The organism is Cyclobacteriaceae bacterium, from assembly GCA_013141055.1.
Taxonomy (GTDB): domain Bacteria; phylum Bacteroidota; class Bacteroidia; order Cytophagales; family Cyclobacteriaceae; genus ELB16-189.
On sequence record JABFRS010000001.1, the window covers coordinates 2,216,657 to 2,238,844 of the forward strand.

A 22,188-nucleotide genomic window follows, 5' to 3' on the forward strand; every position below is an offset into this window, starting at 1 on the left:
TCCGTCAGCTTCACCCTAGTTGTACCTGAAGTACTTCCGACATGGTTTTAATGAATGATACAAAATCAGCAACACGATCTTTCGCAATGGTGCGACCCGAAGGAGTAAGCGTATAATATTTTCTAACGCGTTTCCCCATCATGACAACTTCTGTTTTAAGAAGACCTTCCGATTCAAGTTTGTGAAGGGTTGGATACAAAGCACCTTCTGTGAGGTGCAGTTTACTTTCGGAGAGTTCTTTTACACGTTGCGTTATTTCATAACCGTACATTTTGCCGTGGTCTTTAAGAACCTTCAGAACAATGGTTTGCAGTGTGCCTTTCAGCAGTTCAGGGGAATGGATCGTCTGATACATAAGAGAATTATGCATATAAGACGTAGGGATCAGTCAACGGGTTGCACCAGTGGAATGATTTTTTCAGGCTCTTTGAGGAAAAACGTACCTTCACTCCAGTAATTCTTACCCATGAAAGCTGTTTACGCGCTGATCACAGTTTTTTTAATCCTCATTATTTTTTTCACACAGTGGTATCTGTGCACCGTTCGGGGATTTTGTGAAAGGGTAGCAATCCTGGAAATTCTCATGATGCTGATGTTTGCTTTTCTTATCGGATTTGCGGGCTCATGGCTCGTCAGCGAGAATATTTTTTTATCTATCAGAATGCAGGTTGGCAAATTGCTGAAAGATAAAAGCAAGCTCACGGAGAAACTGCAGTTAATGGAAAGAGAGAATCAGTCGGCGCGAAAGCACCTGGCGGAATGGCAACAGGAGGCAGCGATGTTAGCGCAAGGCAAAAAAGCAACCGAGCCATTGTTAGTAGAAGCCCAAACGCAGGTGAATACACTTCGTGAAGAATTGGAGCGATATCAGCGACGATATGAAAACCTTAAGCAGGAAACAGACTCCATAAGAGAAATTACTTCTCATTTGAAGAATGAACTGGCTGAGCAGAAGATGCGTGCAGAGAAATTGCAAAGCTCATTGCTGGAAAGTCCATCGGAAAAGAAGGGAGAGATAAAAAATCCTTTTCACTCAAGGTTTACGCCTTCAACAAAGCAGGCTAAAAGTGATCTGACACTGATCAGCGGAATTGGCCCCGCTATCCAGAAAAAACTGAATGAACTCGGAATTTATACTTTTCAGCAGCTTAGCGAGCTAACCCCAGAAATGATTGAAAGAATAACAGAGAAGATTAAATTTTTCCCTGACAGGATTGGTCGTGACAATTGGATCGGACAAGCCGCAGCGTTGACGAGAGTTAAGAAAAGTTAAGTGGAAATTATCTTTTAGGATTATATCTTAGATTCATGATCAATCGCTTTCCTAATGACCGCGTAAACAATTTCAGTGATGCGATCTTCGCGATTGCCATAACATTACTGGTACTCGAGGTGAAAGTCCCTCCCACTGAGGATCTGCAGACGGTGGGAACCATAGGAATACTGAATCGCCTTATTCCAAGCTTCATTGGACTTCTGATCAGTTTTTTTGTTACTGCTTTATACTGGAGAGCTCACCTGACTCATGCCCAGTTTATCAAGACTTATGACAATTCTTTGTTGTGGCTCACGATCTGGCTCCTTCTCTTTGTCGTGATGCTCCCATTCTCTACAGGATTTTATTCAAAGAACTTTAATTACAATGGCCCATTCATCTTCTACTGTGTGAACATGATCCTCATTGGCCTGTTCAATTATCTGATCGTCCGGAATATTATTAAGAAAGACAAAGACCATGAGTTGATATCACCAATAATGGGCAAATGGTTTAAGTTCCGCGCCAGCATAGCTCCCATCATTTGGCTTCTCTCTATAGGAATGGTGTTCATCAATCCCAGTCTTGCACGCTGGACATTCTTCCTCATTTTCCTTGTTTTGATGATTGGGGACCGACGATTCAAGAAAAAGTCAAAGAAATTGGATGAAGCCAGAGCCCGTGAATTAGAGCTGGCAAAGGAGGCTGAATTGGCCACAATTGTCCAGTCACCCAGGGATTGATTTTCTAACCTGTTCCTAAAAACCCGCAGGAAATAGGTTTCCGCTGATAAAATTGAATACAGAACATTCTCTTAATAAAGGAATGCTGGAAAAATAATTTGGAAAAAATGCTCTGCATGCATAACAAATTATTTATATATTCGCTACCGTTTGAAAAGAGAGGAAACCATAGATTTTAATATCAAAGCCGCCTGGCATGCAATCGCCCGCATGTACAATCAGCAAGCATTGAAGTATGGTGGAACGATGTCGGTTGGCTTCGCTTTATTAAACATTCACTCTGAAGAAGGAACCCCTGCTACGAAAATTGGTCCGATGATGGGTCTTGAGACCCGAAGCCTTACTCGACTTTTGAAGTCAATGGAAGAAAAAGGACTTATTTATCGCGAGGCAGACAAAAACGACAAGAGATCTGTCAGGATCTTTATGACGAAGGCAGGAAAAAAGAACAAGGAAAAGGCTCGTGAAACAGTTTTAAGATTCAACGAGGCAATTCGCGAAGAGATATCAGGACAGAAGCTTTCTGTTTTTTTTGAAGTAGTTCAATCCATCAATAAGACAATCGAACGAAATCAGATTTATCAAGGTGTTGCTCAAACGAACAACCAGTAATTAATAATAAGAATTATGAATCGTACCATTCGCAAAGTTGCAGTTTTAGGTTCCGGTATCATGGGTTCGCGCATTGCGTGCCATTTTGCCAACATTGGATGTAATGTCTTATTACTTGACATTGCGCCGAAAGAACTCAATGAAGAAGAAAAAAAGAAGGGGCTTACTTTGGATCATCCTTCTGTAAAAAACAGAATTGTTCAGAGTTCTTTTGATAGCACTCTTAAATCCAATCCAGCTCCTCTATACAGCAAGAAGTTTGCATCGCGCGTGACGCTTGGAAATTTTACAGATGACATGGCCAAGATCAAGAACTGCGATTGGACGATTGAGGTAGTGGTGGAAAATCTTGATGTAAAAAAGATCGTCTACGCGGAAGTTGAAAAGCACAGAACTCCCGGTACACTCATCACTTCAAATACATCGGGTATTCCTATTCACTTAATGGCAGAAGGTCGCAGCGAAGATTTTCAAAAGAATTTCTGTGGAACTCACTTCTTCAATCCTCCACGCTATCTGAAGTTGCTGGAAATTATTCCAACAGGAAAGACCGATCCTGAGATCACAAAATTCTTAATGTATTATGGAGACAAGTTCCTGGGAAAGACGACCGTGCTTTGTAAGGATACTCCTGCGTTCATTGGTAATCGTGTTGGGATCTATGGTTTGCTGAAGGTTATTGATTCCATGAAGAAGTTTGATCTCAACGTTGATGAGATTGATAAACTAACCGGACCTGTTATCGGACGACCAAAGTCTGCAACGTTCAGAACATCGGATGTTGTTGGGCTTGACACGCTCGTAAAGGTTTCAAACAATCTTTATGCGGGATTAGTCAAGGATGAAGGTCGTGAGATGTTCAAGTTGCCAGAAGTAGTGACAAAGCTTGAGCAAAACAAATGGCTTGGTGATAAAACGGGCCAGGGATTCTATAAAAAAACAAAGGGAGCAAAAGGCCAGACAGAAATTCTTACTCTTGATCTTAAGACCCTTGAGTATAAAGCAAAAGAGAAAGTAAAGTTTGCGACACTTGAAACCACCAAAGGAATTGATAATCTAAAGGATCGTTTTAAAGTACTTCTGGCCGGTAAAGACAAGGCAGGAGATTTTTATCGTGATGCTTTCTTTGGGTTATTCCAATATGTAACAAACAGAATCCCTGAAATCAGTGACGAGCTTTTCCGCATTGATGATGCAGTCTGCGGTGGCTTTGGATGGGAACTTGGTCCATTCGAAACCTGGGATGCAGTCGGTGTTGAGAAGAGTATTCCACTAATGGAAGCTTCAAACTATAAACCCGCTCAATGGGTTTATGATATGCTGGCAGCGGGCAACAAATCTTTTTATAAAGTAGAGGGAGGTCAACGTAAGTACTACGATATACCATCGAAATCATATAAGTCGATTCCAGGAAAAGAAAGTTTTATCATCCTTGAGAACAAGAGTGAGAATGTTGTATGGAAAAACCCGGGATCAAAAATTACAGATTTGGGAGACGGAGTTCTTGATTTTTCATGGCATACAAAGAGTTTCACACTTGGAAGTGAAGTGGTCGAAGGTTTAAACAAAGCCATTGATCTTGCTGAAAAAGATTACCGAGGCTTAGTCGTGGGTCATCAGGGCGCAGACTTTTCTTTAGGCGCAAACCTTGGACTCGTGTTCATGTATGCAATTGAACAAGAGTATGATGAGATTGATTTCATGATCAAAGCATTCCAGAATTCTGTGATGCGCATTCGTTATTCATCAGTACCGGTGGTGGTTTGTCCTCAAGGAAGAACATTGGGTGGTGGCTGTGAAATGACAATGCATGCAGACATCGCACAAGCTGCAGCAGAAACATATATTGGTTTGGTTGAGGTGGGGGTTGGACTGATCCCAGGTGGTGGTGGCACAAAAGAATTTACGAAGAGAGTAAGTGACTCGCTGGAAGAAGGAGATGTTGAATTGAATGCATTACAGAATGCGTTTATGAATATTGCAACAGCACGTGTTGCAACTTCCGCAGAAGAAGCGCGCGAGATTGGAATTTTAAAGAAGCTTGATCGTGTGTCAATGAATAAGGATCGTCAGATCACAGATGCAAAAGAAGCTGTGATTGAATTAGCAGACGCAGGATACACAATGCCATTGCAGGCAAAGAATATTAAAGTTCAGGGTCGTACCGGCCAGGCATTGTTCCTCGCAGGACTTCAGGGTATGTTGATGGGAAAATATGTTTCTGAACACGATGTAAAAGTTGCCAAGTGGATCGCAAATATCATGTGCGGAGGCGACCTGACATCACCACAAGAAGTGAGTGAGCAATACTTATTGGATCTTGAACGTGAAGCATTCTTATCATTAACAGGTGAGAAGAAAACACTTGAGAGAATACAGGCAATTCTCACCGGTGGTAAGCCTTTAAGAAATTGATTTGAAATTTTAAGAAAATTGGAGTCGGTTAATTATAGATAAGATTAAACACAAAGATTATGGATGCATATATAGTAGGAGGTTATCGCACGGCGGTGGGGAAGGCAAAGAAGGGAGGATTTCGTTTTGTAAGACCGGATGATCTTGCAACAGATGTGATCAAATACCTGGTTAAATCAATTCCAGGCCTTGAAAATAAAATGGTTGACGATCTTATCGTTGGCAATGCTGTTCCGGAAGCAGAGCAGGGGATGCAAATGGGAAGAATGATCTCTCTGATGGCACTTGGAATTGAAGTTCCGGGACTTGTAATCAATCGTTATTGTGGTTCGGGTGTTGAAGCCATTGCAATCGCCAGCGCACGTATTCATGCCGGTCAGGCGGATATCATCATCGCGGGAGGAACGGAATCCATGTCATTGGTACCAGTAATGGGATTCAAAACAGCTTTGAATTATACGATAGCCAAAGAACATCCGACTTACTATACAAGCATGGGTCTAACGGCTGAAGAGATATCAAGAGAGTATAAAGTGACAAGGGAAGAACAGGATCAGTTCTCATACGAATCACACATGAAAGCGGCAGCGGCATGGAAAGAAGGAAAATTCAAGGATGAGATTGTACCGATCTCCGTGAAAGAAGTTTATGTTGATGAGAACATGAAGAAAAAGACCCGCGAGTATATCGTTGAGAAAGATGAAGGTATTCGTGCGGACACAACGGTTGAAGGACTTTCAAAACTGAAGCCTGTATTCGCAGCAGGCGGAACAGTGACCGCAGGAAATTCTTCTCAGACATCTGATGGGGCAGCATTTGTTGTTGTGATGAGCGAACGAATGGTGAAGCAACTTAATCTCAAGCCAATCGCCCGAATGGTAAGTTATGCAACAGCAGGTGTTGATCCCCGTGTGATGGGCATTGGACCCGTAGCAGCAATTCCAAAGGCATTGAAAATTGCGGGCAAGCAATTGAATGATATTGATTTGATTGAGTTGAACGAAGCTTTCGCGGCACAATCACTGGCAGTTGTGAAAACACTGGGTATTGATCGTAGCAAAGTGAATGTGAACGGTGGCGCAATCGCGGTGGGCCATCCACTGGGATCTTCCGGAGCACGTTTATCCGTTCAGTTATTTAATGAGATGAGAAGACAGAAAAAGAAATACGGAATGGTCACAGCGTGCGTTGGTGGTGGCCAGGGAGTAGCGGGTATTTATGAATTCCTTAGCTAATGGATAACAACCAAAAACGATCAAAGAAATATTAAAAACATATGGCAACGACAACACAAATTAACAAAGCGATCAAAGGAGGAGAGTTCCTGATTCGTGAAACGAAGGCGCATGAAATTTTCACACCGGAAGATTTCAATGAAGAGCAAAAAATGATTGCACAAACGTGTAAAGATTTTTTGAAGCAGGAAGTATATCCACGTCTGGATGAGATTGATTCGCAAAAGGATCCTAAGCTAATGCCGGCATTACTTGATAAAGCGGGTGAGCTGGGTCTGCTGGGAACATCGGTTCCTCAGGAGTTAGGTGGTTTCGGAATGGATTTCAACACAACGATGCTTGTTGCCGAAACACTTGGTGCTGGATATTCTTTTGCTGTAGCAATCTCAGCTCATACAGGAATCGGAACATTACCGATCCTTTATTATGGAAATGAAGCTCAGAAGAAAAAGTACATCCCAAATCTTGCTTCTGGCAAATGGAAAGCTTCTTATTGCTTGACCGAGCCTGATTCAGGTTCAGATGCCAATAGCGGAAAGACAAAAGCAACGCTATCCTCTGATGGAAAAAACTATCTGATCAATGGACAAAAGATGTGGATCACCAATGGCGGTTTCGCTGACATCTTTATTGTTTTTGCAAAGATTGAAAACGACAAGAATCTTACCGCCTTCATCGTTGAGAAAACATTCGGCGGCATCACAATGAATGAAGAAGAGAAAAAGATGGGGATCAAGGGATCATCCACACGTCAGATATTCTTCAACGATTGTAAAGTTCCTGTTGAAAATATGTTGAGCGACCGTGAAAACGGTTTTAAGATCGCTGTTAACATTTTGAATATTGGTCGTATCAAGCTAGGCGTTGCAGCAGTAGGTGGAAGCAAGATGACAATTTCTGCAGCGATTAAGTATGCAAAAGAACGCAAACAGTTTGGAACACCGATTTCTAACTTCGGTGCGATCAAACATAAGATCGCAGAAGTTACAACTGCCATTTATGCTTCGGAGTCTGCACACTATCGTGCATCTCAGAATATTGATGATGCTTACAATGCCTTTGTTGCGGAAGGTATGGATTCCGCGAAAGCGAGACTTAAAGCATTGGAAGAATTTGCTATTGAGTGCGCGATATTAAAGGTGCATGGATCAGAAGTGCTTGACTTAGCAGTTGATGAAGGTGTTCAGATCTTTGGAGGAATGGGATTCTCAGCAGAAAGTCCGATGGATCGTGCCTACAGAGATGCGCGTATCAACAGGATCTTCGAAGGAACAAATGAAATCAATCGACTTCTTACAATTGATATGTTGATGAAACGTGCAATGAAAGGAACGTTGGATCTTATGAATCCTGCAATGGCAGTTCAAAAAGAATTGATGGGTATTCCGGATTTTGGAGCAAGTGATGACACTGCACTTTTCGCAAAAGAAAAGAAGGCTCTTAATAATCTAAAGAAAGCCGGCCTAATGGTTTCGGGTGCAGCGGTACAGAAGTTTATGATGAAACTTTCTGAAGAGCAGGAGGTATTGATGAATCTTGCCGACATGCTTATCGAAGGTTACGTTGCAGAATCAGTTTTGCTTCGCGTAGAAAAGCAGATTGGAGTTCGTGGAGAAAAGGCTTGTGCAATGGAAAAGGAAATGGCAATTATTTATCTGCATGGTGCGATTGAGAAAGCAGCAAGCGCGGGTAAACAGGCTATCTACGCATTTGCAGAAGGTGATGAATTGAGATTGATGCTCCTGGGATTGAAGAGATTTACAAAGATCGATCCTTACAATCTTAAAGAAGCAAGAAGAAGGGTTGCAGTCTACGCTGTTGAAAAGGGAGAATATCCTTTTTAGAATTTCATATAATTATTGAAAAGGGTCAGAGAAATCTGGCCCTTTTTTGTTTTAGAGAATCCAAAGTGAAAAGAACTCTGTCTGGAGTGGCCTTCGCTTCTTTTCTTCTTACCAACACCTTAAGCAGGATTCCATACACCTCGGCTTTATTCGGCCAACAAGAGGGCATCCTTCTCGTAAAGAACCCCAAATTAGTAGTGTAAATACAGATTATGAGAAAATCAGGACTCATCTTTTTTCTAAGTCTCTTGCTGAGCAGCTCTGTCCTTCAGGCACAGCCTCTCACAATTGATCAATGCTATGAGCTGGCACGGAAAAATTATCCATTGATCAAGCAAAAGGAATTGCTGGTCAAGAGCATGGAGTTTACCATCGCGAATGCTCAATCAGGCTATCTGCCTCAGGTCACGATCTACGGACAGGCAACCTATCAGTCAGATGTCACACGATTACCCGTTTCCGGAATTCCTGGATTGGGTGGTGTTGAACCCTTATCCAAGGATCAGTATAAAGTCTACGGAGAATTGAATCAGACCATTTATGATGGAGGAGCCATTAAAAATCAGGCATCTGTTCAAACAGCCGGTACTCTTGTGGAGCAACAAAAAGTAGAAGTTGAATTGTATAAGATCAAAGAAAGGATCAATCAGCTTTTCTTCGGTGTATTGCTGATGGATGCACAACTTGTTCAGGTTGACTTATTAAAAGACGATTTGAAAACATCGTTAGCGAAAACTGAATCGGCCATTCGTAATGGAACAGCTTTTAAAACGAATGCAGACATTTTACAGGCAGAGCTTTTAAAATCAGATCAACGCATCATTGAAATGAAGTCTGCGCGTAAAGGATATCTTGATATGCTCGGATATTTTATCAATCAGACGTTGGGAGATAATACCATCCTTGAGAAACCGGCGATTATTTTATTTGAGAAGACAGCATCAATCAAGCGACCAGAGTTGACACTATATCAATTCCAAAGTGATTTGATTGGCGCACAATACAAGTCGAATACGACACGTAACATGCCAAAGTTGGGATTTTTTGTTCAAGGTGGATATGGTAAGCCGGCATTAAATCAGTTGAATAATTCGTTCGACACATATTATCTCGGTGGAGTGAGAATGAGCTGGGCGCTGTCCGGATTTTATAACTCAAAAAGAGACAAACAACTTTTAGATGTAAACGCACAGGTTGTTAATACGCAGAAAGACATTTTTCTCTTCAACACAGATCTTACGTTAAAACAACAAAGCCAGGAAGTATACAAGCTTCAGGACTTGATCACGGTAGACAATCAGATTATTGAGTTGCGCGTGAAGATAAAAAACACATCAAAATCACAGCACGAGAACGGAGTAATCTCTACCAGTGACTACTTAAGAGAGTTGAATGCAGAGGATGCTTCCAAACAGAACCTGCTCCTTCACCAGGTGCAATTGATGCTTGCCCAGTATAATTATCAAACTACAACAGGAAACTAACAATTCGTTATGAAAAATTTTATCATAAACTCTTCAACAAATATGAATCTAAAACTCGCTGCCATCGCGCTTTTGATTGGATTGAGTTCCTGTGGAAATAAATCCGGTGACTATGATGCATCCGGAAACTTTGAAGCAGAAGAGACGATCATCTCAGCAGAAGCAACTGGAAAAATTCTTCAACTGAATATGGATGAAGGCCAGGTTTTGAAATCCGGTCAACAGATTGGTTACATCGACACCATTCAGCTTTATCTGAAGAAGAAGCAATTGAGTTATTCTGTTAAAGCTGTTCTAGCAAAGAGACCGGATGCTTCCAGTCAGCTTTCAACGATTCAAAAACAGATCGAAACGGCTACTTATGAAAAAGCCAGAGTCGAGAATCTGTTAAAGGATGACGCAGCGACAAAAAAACAACTTGATGATTTAAATGCACAGATTGATTTGCTGCAGAAGCAATATCGCTCACTGCAGGTGTCACTCGGCATCAGTACGAATTCATTTCAGAGTGAGACGCTTCCTTTGATTGCTCAGATTGAGCAGCTGGAAGACCAAATAAAAAAATCAGTAATCATTAATCCCCTTGAAGGAACCGTTCTTACCAAGTATGCTGAGAAGGATGAAGTGGTTACAGCGGGCAAAGCCATTTACAAAATTGCTGATTTGTCTAAGATCTTATTGAGAGTTTATATCTCGGGAGACCAACTCACGTCTATTAAGATTGGGCAAAAGATAAAAGTATCTGTGGATGATGTTGATGGAGGCTCTAAAAATTATGAAGGTGTTGTGGAATGGGTATCCGACAAGGCAGAGTTTACACCCAAGACAATTCAAACCAAGGAAGAACGGGCAAATCTTGTTTATGCAGTCAAGATCAAGGTTAGCAATGATGGATTTCTGAAAATAGGAATGTACGCAGACGTAAACTTTAAGTAAGGGGACAAACATTCTGAATCATGGAAACTTCTGTTAAGGTCGAGGGTATTCATAAAAGCTTCAAGGTCGGAAAGACTGAAGTAAAGGCTTTGAATGACATATCATTTGAAGTTACGAAGGGAGAAGTGTTTGGATTGATTGGTCCTGATGGAGCCGGAAAGACGACACTTTTCAGAATTCTAACAACACTCATGCTGGCGAATGAAGGGAACGCCTGGGTGGATGGATTTGAAGTAAAGCAGCAATACAGAGAAATAAGAAACAGGGTTGGGTATATGCCCGGTCGCTTTTCACTTTACCAGGATCTTACCGTTGAAGAAAACCTTAATTTTTTTGCAACGCTGTTCAATACAACGCTTGAAGAGAATTATGATCTGGTTAAAAGCATTTATCAGCAGATCGAGCCATTCAAAAAAAGAAAGGCAGGAGCCTTGTCCGGTGGGATGAAACAAAAACTCGCGTTGAGTTGTGCATTGATACACAGACCGACGGTTTTATTTCTGGATGAACCTACGACAGGTGTGGATGCGGTTTCGCGAAAGGAATTTTGGGAACTTCTCCGTCAGTTGCAGGAGCATGGAATTACGATTGTTGTTTCAACACCATACATGGATGAAGCAAGTCTTTGTGATCGTGTAGCGCTGATGCAAGGTGGAAGAATAATGGAGATCAACTCTCCAAAGGCAATCACTGAAAATTTCAAAAAGCCACTGTGGGCAGTACGATCAGAAAACATGTATCAGTTGATGCTCAATCTGCGTGCTCTTGAAAGTGTAGATACATGCTATCCTTTTGGACAATATCATCATGTGGTGTTCAAAGGAGATATAAACAATGTGGAGGAGGCAAAGCAGGCAATCTCAGGATTGTCTGATAAGAATATTGAAGTTCAAAGAATTCAGGCCACGATAGAAGATTGTTTTATGGAACTCATGCGCAAATGAAAAACGAAAACGCAATATCAGTTCAACAGCTGACCAAACGGTTTGGTGCCTTCACTGCGGTGAATGGAATCACCTTTGATGTCAAGCAAGGTGAGATCTTCGGATTTCTGGGTGCAAATGGGGCGGGCAAAACTACTGCGATGCGAATGCTTTGTGGATTATCTTTTCCAACAAGCGGACAGGCATCGGTAGCAGGTTATGATCTTTTCAAGGATGCAGAAAAAATAAAAAAAAGCATCGGGTACATGAGTCAGAAATTTTCATTGTATGAAGACCTTACGATTCGTGAGAACATCCGCTTCTATGGAGGCATTTATGGATTGAGTGATAAGGATATAAAGCTGAAAACAGATTTAATGGTAGACCAGCTTCACCTGCAGGAACAAGTTGACAAGCTTGTTAAATCATTGCCACTAGGATGGAAACAGAAACTTTCATTTTCTGTGTCTATGCTTCATCAGCCAAAGATTGTTTTCCTGGATGAACCAACAGGCGGTGTCGATCCCGTAACGCGACGCGAATTCTGGACGATGATCTATGAAGCAGCAGGCAATGGAACCACAGTTTTTGTTACGACACACTATATGGATGAAGCTGAGTATTGCGACAGAGTTTCTATCATGGTTGATGGAAGAATAGATGCTCTTGATACACCAATGGAATTGAAGCGTCAATTCAATGCTCCAAGTATGGAGGAAGTTTTTGTTCACCTGGCGAGAAAAGCAAAACGAGGAGAATAACATGAAACAGTTCTACTTTTTTGTACAAAAAGAATTTTATCACTTGTTGAGGGATCCCCGCACCATGCTGATCCTTTTCGGAATGCCTTTGATGCTCATTCTGATCTTCGGTTTTGCCCTGACGAATGAAGTCAAGAATACACGCATCGCGATCCTCGACAACTCAAAGGATCCGGTAACAGCGGAGATCATTCAACAGCTTGAAGCAAGCCGCTACTTTGATAACGTTCAAAATGTTAACAGCAACGATGAACTGGAGGCAGCCTTTCGACAGGGAAAGATTAAGATGGCAGTAGTATTCTCTTCGCGCTTTCAATATTCACTGATGCATGAGAATCAGGCTGCGATACAATTAATAGCAGATGCTACTGATCCTAATGTTGCCAGCACATTGACGAATTACGCAACAGCCATCATTATCGACTATCAAAAAAGCATGAAAGGACAGATCGATCTTCCTTACTCCATTAACACAGAATTGAGAATGCTTTACAATCCGCAATTGAAAGGATCCTACAATTTCGTACCTGGAGTTATGGCGATGGTGCTCATGCTTGTATGTGCGATGATGACTTCCATCTCTATTGTAAAAGAGAAAGAGATTGGAACGATGGAGATCATCCTGGTATCTCCGATTGTGCCGATCCGCGTGGTGATTGCTAAAATGGTTCCCTATTTTTTACTATCAAGCGTCAATATCGCGAGTGTACTACTATTAAGTGTTTTTGTCCTTGATGTGCCAATTCAGGGAAATCTCGTTTTGCTGGTGGCAGAATGTTTATTATTCACCATCACAGTTCTCGCTCTTGGACTTTTGATTTCATCGGTTACGGATTCGCAGCAAATCGCCATGCTTCTTTCGCTTATGGGCTTATTTCTTCCAACGGTGATGTTAAGTGGATTCATGTTTCCAATTGAGAATATGCCAGTGGCCCTGCAAGTGATTTCCAATATTGTTCCAGCCAAATGGTTTTACATCATCGTTAAGACAGTAATGATAAAAGGACTTGGGTTTGAATTCATATGGAAGGAAACGTTAATACTAATTGGAATGACTGTTTTCTTCATGGTTGTAAGTATTAAGAAATTTAAAATACGTTTGGAATGAGAACGCTTCGAATTTTACTGGAAAAAGAGTTTAGGCAAATATTTCGTGATCCATCGATCCTGCGCATTATTTTCCTCATGCCGATCGTTCAATTGATCGTGATGCCATTGGCTGCCGACTACGAAGTTAAAAATGTTAAACTTTGTATCGTCGACTTTGATCATTCTTCATACTCACAGAAGCTTGTAAATAAAATTACGTCTACAGACTATTTTCAGTTGGTCGACTATACAGACTCATATGACAAAGCATTGAAGTATGTTGAGAATGATGAAGCAGATCTTGTGCTGCAAATTCCATCTTCGTTTGAAAAGCAGATTGTGAAAGAAGATAAGTCAACCCTATTCATGTCTTTGAACGCAATCAATGGAGCGAAAGCAAATCTTGGAGGATCATATCTGAGAAGTATCATTAGTGATTTTAACAGAGAAGTGAGATTAGAATGGCTTCAATTACCAAAGTTAAATCCTCAGCCAACGATTCAGGTAACGTCACTCAACTGGTTTAATCCAACCATGAACTACCAGATCTTCATGGTTCCTGGAATTCTTGTGATCTTGGTTACAATGGTGGGCGCTTTCTTATCTGCCTTGAATATCGTTAAAGAGAAAGAAGTCGGAACAATCGAACAGATAAATGTGACGCCGATCAAAAAGTATCAGTTTATTCTTGGTAAGCTTATTCCCTTTTGGGTATTGGGACTGATGATCTTAACGGTCGGTACGATCATTTCATGGTTGATCTATGGAATTGTGCCGGTGGGAAGTTTATCAACCATCTTCATTTTTGCAGCGATCTATCTTTTGGCGGTGCTGGGTATGGGCTTGCTGGTGTCAACATTTGCCAATACTCAACAGCAGGCAATGCTCCTCTCATTCTTTATCATGATGATCTTTATTTTGCTGGGTGGTCTTTACACATCCATTGATAGTATGCCTGAGTGGGCACAGACGTTCACAAAGTTTAATCCGGTAGCGTATTTTATTGAAGTAATGAGAATGGTGGTATTGAAAGGCAGCAGCTTAAATGATATCAAAACTCATCTCACAGTAGTTTTTCTTATGGCGATTGTACTCAATAGTTTTGCTGTTTGGAATTACAAAAAGCGAAGTTAGAACTGTACGCTTTTGTACATTTTTACTGTTCACTTTCCAACAAAATCTGACTTTGACCGTCATGGCCGGAACCAGAAACACGCAAATTGGCTTCATTTATGGGAAATGAAAAAACATGAATGATTATTGATTGTAGAGATGACATAACAACACAGCTATGTCAAATCGGACTCAAGCCAATAGTACTTCACCAATATTAGTGGCGGTAATACTGATCATCACTTTTCCATTGTGGTTTGGATTACTGGCAGGACTTTTCGGAATAGTAATCGGTTTGATGGGAGCGGCTATTGGATTGTTTGCGGGACTTTTCGGAATCGTGGCAGGAGTAATTGCAATCCCGTTTAAAATACTATTTGGATGGGGAGATTGGGGATGGCATGGGTTTCCTCATTTTCATAGCAGTGGATTGTGGATGATCATTTTTATCATCATTGCTGCCGTCATCGTTAAAAGGAAGAGGGCTAGTTGATCTTTGCTTCAAGTTTAAAACCGAGCACGTGATTTCGTAGTGCGTCCTGCCAGGTGATATCGCTGTCCCATTTCGTTCCGAGGAAAACGTTTTTGTTATCGATGTGTCGGAAGTAGAATTTATAGATCACTGTTTCTCCTGAGATTGTTTTAAGTTGTAGCTGACCTTCAGGGAATGCAATTGATGCATACGCGGTTTCAGGCTTTGTCATATCATACCCAAGAATTTCCCGTGCAGCCTTTCCACGCGTGTGAACAAAACAAAGTACATATGCAAAACCCTGCCTCCGGAGTTCCTGCTCCTCAACACCCGCTTCGGTAATTTTATATTTCAACGGATAATTGGTTGCAAAAAATTGCTCCAGTTCTTTATCCATAGCTTCATTTCCAAATTTTGGAACGGCGAGGTTATCGACCTTTAAGTCAATCGCATAGAACTCCTGTCTGTTTCCTTTAATCGGATCAACCGTGATATCAGTTTCAGGATATTCATTCACGAGATAGTTCTGCTTCTTTTGACTTCGCCAGGAATCCTGAAAAACAGTACGCATCAAATCATTAAGCTTTTCTTTCTTTAGTCTCCACGCAGGAAGTGTGGCATCAAAGAGTGAAGGCTTTTGGTTAAATATCGTTCCTGTTATCTGATAGCCATTGCTGAGTTTTTCATAAAAGAGGATGTATGTGATCTGACGTTCAACAAAATAATCTGTAAAAGCTTTTGTTACATCCTTTCCTGAGAGGACAAGATCTGTTTCAAAGTACGCGACCGCATCAACACCAATCTGCTGAAAGGCTTTCTGTGTTTCTTCCAGTTCCCTTTGAGTGAATGTATGATCGTGCAGAATGACGGATTTTGCCGACAGAAGTTTTTCGGGTACCGTCTCCGAATATTTGAGATCAGAAACAGATTGCGAAAAGCATGCAATAGGAAAACTGAAGATGAAAAGCATCAGCATTCGATAAGAAAGCTGGCTTGCGTGCATGATCTTTGAAAAGTTCTGTCTGTTCACCTTATAAAATTAACTATCCAACGCAGAAATCAGGGTGCTATTTCAAATGAAGTTCAATTTGTTCAGATACCAATAAAAATTGCTCCATCCTCCTCTTTTAAAGGATACGTGATCAGATCTCTCGACCGCTGTTCTCCCTCACGACCGGTTTTCATGCTGAAACGGTATCCGTGCAATGGACAGATAATCTCTCCCAAATAGTTAACAATTCCCTTGCTAAGCGACTCGCTATTATGTGAACAACGATCTTCAACAGCGCGAAGCTGCTCATCATCCCTCACCAGACAGATGCGTTTGTTTCGCACAATCAGAAGGCGTGGCTGTTTGGGAACCACTGCTTGTTGCATTTCACCAACAGAAGAAAAGATTTTGATCCAATCCACAGAAAAATTTTAACCAGCGAATTTTTTACCTTACTTACTATTCCTTCTCCTGCAAATATGAAAAAATTATGCGTGTGTCTCTTTCTTTCGATTGCGGGAATTGCAGTATACGGCCAACCAGGTAGTGCGTTGTTGTCAAAGCTCGATCAACAGGCAAAAGAGATTCAACCAAAGGTTATTCAATGGAGAAGAGAATTTCATGAACACCCTGAACTTTCCAATCAGGAGTTTAAAACCGGAAAACTCATCGCTGAATTTCTAAAGTCACTAGGATTGGAAGTTCAATATCCTGTTGCCAGAACGGGTGTCGTGGCAATTCTGAAAGGTTCAAAGCCAGGACCTGTCATTGCCTTGCGTGCGGACATGGATGCCTTGCCGGTGAACGAAAGAAATTCTTTGCCATTCACATCAAAAGAAAAAGCAACACTCAATGGTGTTGAAACAGGAGTGATGCACGCGTGTGGTCATGATAGTCATATGGCAATATTGATGGGCGTTGCCGAAGTGCTGTCGAAAAACAAAAACGAATTAAAAGGAACCGTAAAATTTATTTTTCAACCAGCGGAAGAAACATACCCGATTGACCAGGATGCTGGCGCGGTGTTAATGGTCAAAGAGGGAGTTCTTGATAATCCAAAAGTTGATGTGATTTTTGGTCTGCACATTCAATCACTATTGCCTTCCGGTCAACTTGCGTATCGCGCAGAAGGATTGATGGCTGCAGTGGATGGTTTTGATATTAAAGTATCCGGAGTTGGGGCTCATGGAGCGACACCATGGGATGCGGTGGATCCGATAGTTGTTTCAGGTCAGATTCTGGTTGGATTGCAAACAATCGTAAGTCGTCAGATCAATCTTACCAATGCTCCTGCTGTTATAACGGTTGGAAGCATTCATGGAGGCATTCGAAGAAATATTATTCCGGAAGAAGTGATCATGCAGGGAACCATCCGGACTTTTGACATGAGTATGCAGAAAAGTATTCATGAAAAAATAAAACAGTTGGCAACATCCATTGCGGCAGCTTCAGGAGCAAAGGCAGAAGTTTTAATTAATCCTGAATCTCCTTTGACATACAATGATCCAAAACTTACAGCAAAAATGACATCGAGCCTGGTGCGAACAGTTGGTGAACAGAATACAAAGATCATTGCACCCGTGACAATGGCGGAAGACTTTTCTTTTTACCAGGAGAAAATTCCAGGATTATTCTTTTTCCTTGGTGCCTATCCTGCAGACATGAGCTTAACGAAAGCACCGGTGCACCACACGGCAGATTTTATGATTGATGAAAAATCTTTTGTGACGGGAGTAAGGGCGATGCTTAATCTGACAGTTGACTATATGTTTATGAAAAATTGACCATGGAACTGAGTGAAAGAATAATAGACGCAGAAAAAAGGATAAGACCTTATTTGAGAGAGACTCCTCTTGAATACTCGCATGTATTGAGTAGAATGACTGGTAGTGAGGTTCATCTTAAGCTTGAGAACATTCAGATCACGGGATCATTCAAAGCACGTGGCTCATTGAACAAGATCCTTTTGCTGAAAGATTCAAAAGCAAAAATTGTAACAGCGTCAACAGGAAATCATGGCTTGGGTGTTGCCAATGCACTATCGATTGTAAAAAAGGATGGTACAATTTATTTACCACACGGTGCCTCAGAATCAAAAGTGGAGGCGATAAAGATGCGGGGGGTGCCTGTTGAATTTCATGGCAACAATTCCGAAGAGACGGAGTTGTATGTGAGGAAACTATCTGAAACGTCAGATCAGGTGTATGTATCACCGTATAATGATGTGGATGTTGTGGCAGGACAAGGTACTATTGGAGTAGAGTTGATGCGACAACTCCCGAAGATGGATGCGGTTTTTATTTCCGTGGGTGGAGGTGGTTTGATTGCGGGGATCGCAGCATATCTGAAATCTGTGAATCCAAAGATCGAAGTCGTTGCATGCTTTCCTGAAAATTCTCCCGTCATGTATGAATGTATAAAGGCAGGAGAGATCATTGAAGTTGCGGAGAAGCCAACATTATCAGATGGAACAGCAGGAGGAATTGAAAAAGGCACCATCACTTTTGAGATATGCCAGCGATGCATTGATACCTATGTGCTGGTAACAGAAGATGAAATTGCAGAATCCATGAAGCTCGTTCTAAAGCATCATCATCAAATTATTGAAGGCTCTGCGGGTGTTGCAGTAGCATCACTCATTAAGATGAAAGACAATTATAAAAACAAGAATTCAGCAATACTTATCTGTGGAGGAAACGTAAGTGAGGCTGTTCTTAAAAAATTAATGTGTAACGGATGACGACGACCCTTTCGCTTCCTGAAATAAAAAGAATAATAGAGAGCAATTCAGCAGATGATTTGATCAGAATTATTGAAGATGGGTTTGTCCTGTATGCCAGGAAGCAGGTAACAGTTCCACCCGTTGGATACCTTCCTTTCAATAAACCTCCTGGTGATGTCCATATCAAATACGGATATATTCACAATGATGATTATTATGTGATCAAAATTGCTTCTGGTTTTTACGATAATCCTTCTTTGGGATTAAGTTCCAGCAATGGATTGATGCTGATCTTTAGTCAGAAAACAGGAACCTTACTTTCTGTTTTACTGGATGAAGGATATTTGACGGATATAAGAACTGCAGTTGCTGGAGCCATTGCGGCCAAATATCTTGCTCCCTCCAATGTAAGCAGCATTGGGATTGTAGGAACAGGAATGCAGGCACGCTTGCAACTTCAATTTCTTAGTTCGGTAACCAAATGCCGCGATGTGATTGTGTGGGGAAGAAGTAAAGAGAAGCTTGATAAGTTTAAAAAAGATCTTTCCCTAAAAGATTTTGTCATACGAATCACGACAGACATGACGCAGTTGACAAGTCGTTGTAATCTGATTGTGACGACGACTCCTTCCAAAGAGCCTTTATTATTTGCTGACGATATTCTTCCCGGTACTCACATCACAGCAATGGGCGCTGACGCAGATGGAAAGCAGGAAATAGACGTATCGCTTATCGCAAAGTGTGATATTATTGTGGCTGACAGCATCGATCAGTGCATCGATCACGGCGACATAGGGTTTGCTGTAAGAAATAAATCAGTGGATCCTTCTTCTATTCTTTCGCTCGGAGATGTCATTGCAAATAAAAAGTTAGGAAGAAGCAATGACGAACAGACAACGATTGCCGATCTTACGGGCGTTGCCATTCAGGATATACAGATTGCCAAATACGTATTTGAAAACACAAAACTCAGTCATAGCACTTTATGAAAACCCTTCTCATTCTTTTCTTCAGCCTTGTATCAATCTTGTCTTTCGGACAAATGGATCCCAAACTTCAGGCAAAGATTTATCAGCAGGCAAAAGACCTGGAACCCAAGCTCATTGAGTGGAGACGAAATTTTCATGAGCATCCTGAGCTTTCCAATCGTGAATTCAAAACGGGTAAGATCGTTGCCGATTATTTAAAATCATTAGGATTGGAGGTTCAGTACCCTGTTGCAAAAACAGGTGTCGTTGCCTTATTAAGAGGAGGGAAGCCCGGACCTGTTGTTGCCTTGCGGGCCGATATTGATGGCCTTCCAGTGAATGAAAGAAACTCATTGCCCTTTGCTTCCAAAGAAAAATCTGTGCTCGCAGGTATGGAGACAGGTGTGATGCATGCGTGCGGACATGATAGCCACATGGCAATGTTAATGGGAGTTGCAGAAATTCTTTCAAAGAATAAAAGTGAGTTGAAGGGTTCAGTAAAATTTATTTTTCAACCCGCTGAAGAAGGAGCCCCTGCCGGTGAAGAAGGTGGTGCAGCGCTTATGATCAAAGAAGGAGTTCTTGAAAACCCTAAAGTGGATGTGATTTTTGGATTGCACATTCAATCGTTACTTCCGCTGGGTCAACTTGCATATCGTGCAGAAGGATTGATGGCAGCAGTTGATGGTGTTAATATTAAGGTGTCAGGAATTGGAGCGCATGGTGCCACACCGTGGGACAGTGTGGATCCGATTGTAGTATCAGGTCAGATCATTACGGGACTTCAAACCATCGTGAGCCGCCAGACAGAATTGACAAAAGCACCCGCAGTTATTACGATTGGAAGCGTGCATGGAGGCATTCGCAGGAACATTATTCCAGAGGAAGTAAACATGGAAGGAACGATCAGAACTTTCGACGCAGACATGCAGAAGAAGGTGCATGATAAAATAAAACTAACGGCAACAAAAATTGCAGAAGCATCAGGCGCAAAAGCTGAAGTTAATATTCTGATCATGTATCCGGTGACCTACAATGATCCAAAACTTACCGCACAGATGGCTCCCAGCTTGGCGAGAGTGAGTAATGATATAAAAATCACAAATCCAGTGACGATGGCAGAAGATTTCTCCTTCTTTCAGCAAAAAATTCCAGGCTTCTTCTTCTTTCTTGGAGCATATCCAGCTGATATGAAGCTTGCAAAAAACCCAGTCCATCATACAGCAGATTTTATGATTGATGAAAGAGCTTTTGTTACCGGCGTAAAAGCTTTGACAACATTGACGCTGGACTACATGTCTCAAACCAAAAAATAATTCAACATGAAAAATATTTTAATTCTTTGTTTGATTCTGCCCGTTATGGTATTCGGGCAGGTAAATCCTAAACTTCAAAGCAAGCTCGAAGCTCAGGCGAAGGCGATTGAATCGAAGATGATCGAATGGCGACGCCACTTTCATGAGTTTCCTGAATTGTCGAATCGCGAAACCAATACAGGAAAGTACATCGCAGATTATTTAAAGACATTGGGAATTGAAGTTCAGTATCCCGTTGCGAAAAACGGAGCAGTTGGAATTTTAAAAGGCGCAAAGCCCGGTCCTGTTATAGCCTTACGTGCTGATATTGATGGACTTCCTGTAACAGAAAGAGGCAGCTTACCTTTTGCTTCCAAAGTAAAAACAATTTACAACGGACAGGAAACTGGTGTAATGCATGCATGCGGACATGATTCGCATACAGCGATCTTGATGGCTGTGGCAGACATACTTTCAAAAAACAGAAATGATCTGAAGGGTACGATCAAATTTATATTTCAACCTGCAGAAGAAGGAGTGCCAGCTGATGAAGAAGGTGGTGCAGACCTGATGGTGAAAGAAGGTGTACTCGACAATCCTAAAGTCGATGTCATTTTTGGTTTACATATTTCATCCGTCACGACATTGGGAACATTGACCTATCGTTCCGGTGGAATAATGGCAGCGGCGGATACCTATTCTGTTAAGGTAAAAGGAGTTCAGTCACACGGTGCATTTCCATGGGCAAGTGTTGATCCTATTGTTGTTTCATCACAGATCATCATGGGATTTCAAACGATCATCAGTCGTCAGACAGAATTAACGAAAGAAGCGGCGGTGATCAGTGTTGGAAGAATTCAGGCAGGCATTCGCGAGAACATCATTCCTGAAGAAGCATTTTTCGCTGGAACAATTCGCACGCTTGATGTAGAGATGCAGGAAAAAATTCATGAAAAAATGAAACTGACGGCAACCAAGATAGCTGAAGCATCAGGAGCAACAGCAGAAGTGACAATCAGAAAATTCACTCCTGTCACCTATAATGATCCAGCATTGACCATCAAAGCAGTTCCAAGTCTTGTCAGAGCAGCCGGATCAGATCAGGTAGCGATCGTTCATGCAGTAACGGGCGCAGAGGATTTCGCTTACTATCAAAGGAAAGTTCCTGGATTCTTTTTCTTTGTCGGCGCTATGTCACCCGATCAGGATCCAAAAAAAGCTCCTTCACATCATACTCCGGATTTCTTTATTGATGAAAGAGCTTTTATTACCGGCCTGAAAGCTATGCTGAATCTTACGGTAGATTACATGTATATGCCCCAGAAATAAT

21 protein-coding genes are annotated in these 22,188 nt (G+C 41.5%); 18 read left to right on the forward strand and 3 right to left on the reverse strand.

All coding sequences use genetic code 11. The features are described 5' to 3' along the window. Nucleotides 1-10: 10 nt before the first annotated feature. On the reverse strand, nt 11-343 hold the full coding sequence (locus HOP08_09930) for a PadR family transcriptional regulator (GenBank protein NOT75236.1): 333 nt from the start codon (nt 341-343) through the stop codon (nt 11-13). A gap of 123 nt (nt 344-466) precedes the next feature. Between HOP08_09930 and HOP08_09935 the strand changes: the two genes are divergently transcribed. From HOP08_09935 to HOP08_09995, 13 genes are all read left to right on the forward strand, one after another. After that, a complete protein-coding gene (locus tag HOP08_09935; protein ID NOT75237.1) occupies nt 467-1,273 on the forward strand; it encodes a hypothetical protein in 807 nt (268 codons plus the stop codon). 35 nt (nt 1,274-1,308) lie between these two features. Continuing rightward, nucleotides 1,309-1,998, forward strand: a complete 690-nt coding sequence (locus tag HOP08_09940) for a DUF1211 domain-containing protein (GenBank protein ID NOT75238.1) — start codon at nt 1,309-1,311, stop codon at nt 1,996-1,998. Nucleotides 1,999-2,148: 150 nt separating this feature from the next. Next, on the forward strand, nt 2,149-2,610 hold the full coding sequence (locus tag HOP08_09945) for a MarR family transcriptional regulator (GenBank protein ID NOT75239.1): 462 nt from the start codon (nt 2,149-2,151) through the stop codon (nt 2,608-2,610). 15 nt (nt 2,611-2,625) lie between these two features. Continuing rightward, nucleotides 2,626-5,025, forward strand: a complete 2,400-nt coding sequence (locus HOP08_09950; protein NOT75240.1) for a 3-hydroxyacyl-CoA dehydrogenase/enoyl-CoA hydratase family protein — start codon at nt 2,626-2,628, stop codon at nt 5,023-5,025. A 59-nt stretch (nt 5,026-5,084) separates the two neighbouring features. Next, nucleotides 5,085-6,260, forward strand: coding sequence for an acetyl-CoA C-acyltransferase (locus HOP08_09955; protein NOT75241.1), 1,176 nt, complete (start codon nt 5,085-5,087; stop codon nt 6,258-6,260). A gap of 41 nt (nt 6,261-6,301) precedes the next feature. Next, nucleotides 6,302-8,104 carry an acyl-CoA dehydrogenase gene (locus tag HOP08_09960; protein ID NOT75242.1) on the forward strand — a complete coding sequence of 601 codons (1,803 nt, stop codon included), beginning with the start codon at nt 6,302-6,304 and terminating at the stop codon, nt 8,102-8,104. A gap of 212 nt (nt 8,105-8,316) precedes the next feature. Next, entirely contained in the window at nt 8,317-9,588 is a 1,272-nt protein-coding gene (locus HOP08_09965) for a TolC family protein (protein NOT75243.1), read from the forward strand. 9 nt (nt 9,589-9,597) lie between these two features. Then, the gene (locus HOP08_09970) at nt 9,598-10,524 is read left to right on the forward strand and encodes an HlyD family efflux transporter periplasmic adaptor subunit (protein NOT75244.1); all 927 of its coding nucleotides are present in this window, start codon (nt 9,598-9,600) and stop codon (nt 10,522-10,524) included. 20 nt (nt 10,525-10,544) lie between these two features. After that, nucleotides 10,545-11,468, forward strand: a complete 924-nt coding sequence (locus tag HOP08_09975; GenBank protein ID NOT75245.1) for an ABC transporter ATP-binding protein — start codon at nt 10,545-10,547, stop codon at nt 11,466-11,468. Beyond that, nucleotides 11,465-12,208, forward strand: coding sequence for an ABC transporter ATP-binding protein (locus tag HOP08_09980; protein ID NOT75246.1), 744 nt, complete (start codon nt 11,465-11,467; stop codon nt 12,206-12,208). The genes HOP08_09975 and HOP08_09980 overlap by 4 nt, the downstream gene beginning before the upstream one ends. A 1-nt stretch (nt 12,209) precedes the next feature. Then, entirely contained in the window at nt 12,210-13,316 is a 1,107-nt protein-coding gene (locus tag HOP08_09985; protein NOT75247.1) for an ABC transporter permease, read from the forward strand. Next, complete coding sequence (locus tag HOP08_09990) at nt 13,313-14,431, forward strand: ABC transporter permease (GenBank protein NOT75248.1); 1,119 nt, start codon at nt 13,313-13,315, stop codon at nt 14,429-14,431. The genes HOP08_09985 and HOP08_09990 overlap by 4 nt, the downstream gene beginning before the upstream one ends. Nucleotides 14,432-14,588: 157 nt before the next feature. Continuing rightward, nucleotides 14,589-14,903, forward strand: a complete 315-nt coding sequence (locus HOP08_09995) for a hypothetical protein (GenBank protein NOT75249.1) — start codon at nt 14,589-14,591, stop codon at nt 14,901-14,903. Here HOP08_09995 and HOP08_10000 read toward each other — a convergent pair. Together HOP08_10000 and HOP08_10005 are read right to left on the reverse strand one after the other, a co-directional pair. After that, nucleotides 14,896-15,912 (reverse strand): hypothetical protein, encoded by a 1,017-nt coding sequence (locus tag HOP08_10000; GenBank protein ID NOT75250.1) that lies wholly within the window; start codon nt 15,910-15,912, stop codon nt 14,896-14,898. The genes HOP08_09995 and HOP08_10000 overlap by 8 nt on opposite strands. A gap of 62 nt (nt 15,913-15,974) precedes the next feature. Continuing rightward, nucleotides 15,975-16,295, reverse strand: a complete 321-nt coding sequence (locus HOP08_10005) for a Rieske 2Fe-2S domain-containing protein (protein NOT75251.1) — start codon at nt 16,293-16,295, stop codon at nt 15,975-15,977. A 57-nt stretch (nt 16,296-16,352) separates the two neighbouring features. Between HOP08_10005 and HOP08_10010 the strand changes: the two genes are divergently transcribed. The 5 genes from HOP08_10010 to HOP08_10030 are packed head-to-tail and all read left to right on the forward strand — an operon-like array spanning nt 16,353 to nt 22,187. Next, the gene (locus tag HOP08_10010; GenBank protein ID NOT75252.1) at nt 16,353-17,657 is read left to right on the forward strand and encodes an amidohydrolase; all 1,305 of its coding nucleotides are present in this window, start codon (nt 16,353-16,355) and stop codon (nt 17,655-17,657) included. A 2-nt stretch (nt 17,658-17,659) separates the two neighbouring features. Further along, entirely contained in the window at nt 17,660-18,613 is a 954-nt protein-coding gene (locus tag HOP08_10015; GenBank protein NOT75253.1) for a threonine/serine dehydratase, read from the forward strand. Beyond that, complete coding sequence (locus HOP08_10020; GenBank protein ID NOT75254.1) at nt 18,610-19,584, forward strand: ornithine cyclodeaminase family protein; 975 nt, start codon at nt 18,610-18,612, stop codon at nt 19,582-19,584. Before HOP08_10015 ends, HOP08_10020 begins: the two co-directional genes overlap by 4 nt. Continuing rightward, nucleotides 19,581-20,879 carry an amidohydrolase gene (locus HOP08_10025; protein ID NOT75255.1) on the forward strand — a complete coding sequence of 433 codons (1,299 nt, stop codon included), beginning with the start codon at nt 19,581-19,583 and terminating at the stop codon, nt 20,877-20,879. The genes HOP08_10020 and HOP08_10025 overlap by 4 nt, the downstream gene beginning before the upstream one ends. Nucleotides 20,880-20,885: 6 nt before the next feature. Continuing rightward, nucleotides 20,886-22,187, forward strand: coding sequence for an amidohydrolase (locus HOP08_10030; protein NOT75256.1), 1,302 nt, complete (start codon nt 20,886-20,888; stop codon nt 22,185-22,187). Nucleotide 22,188 lies beyond the last annotated feature (1 nt).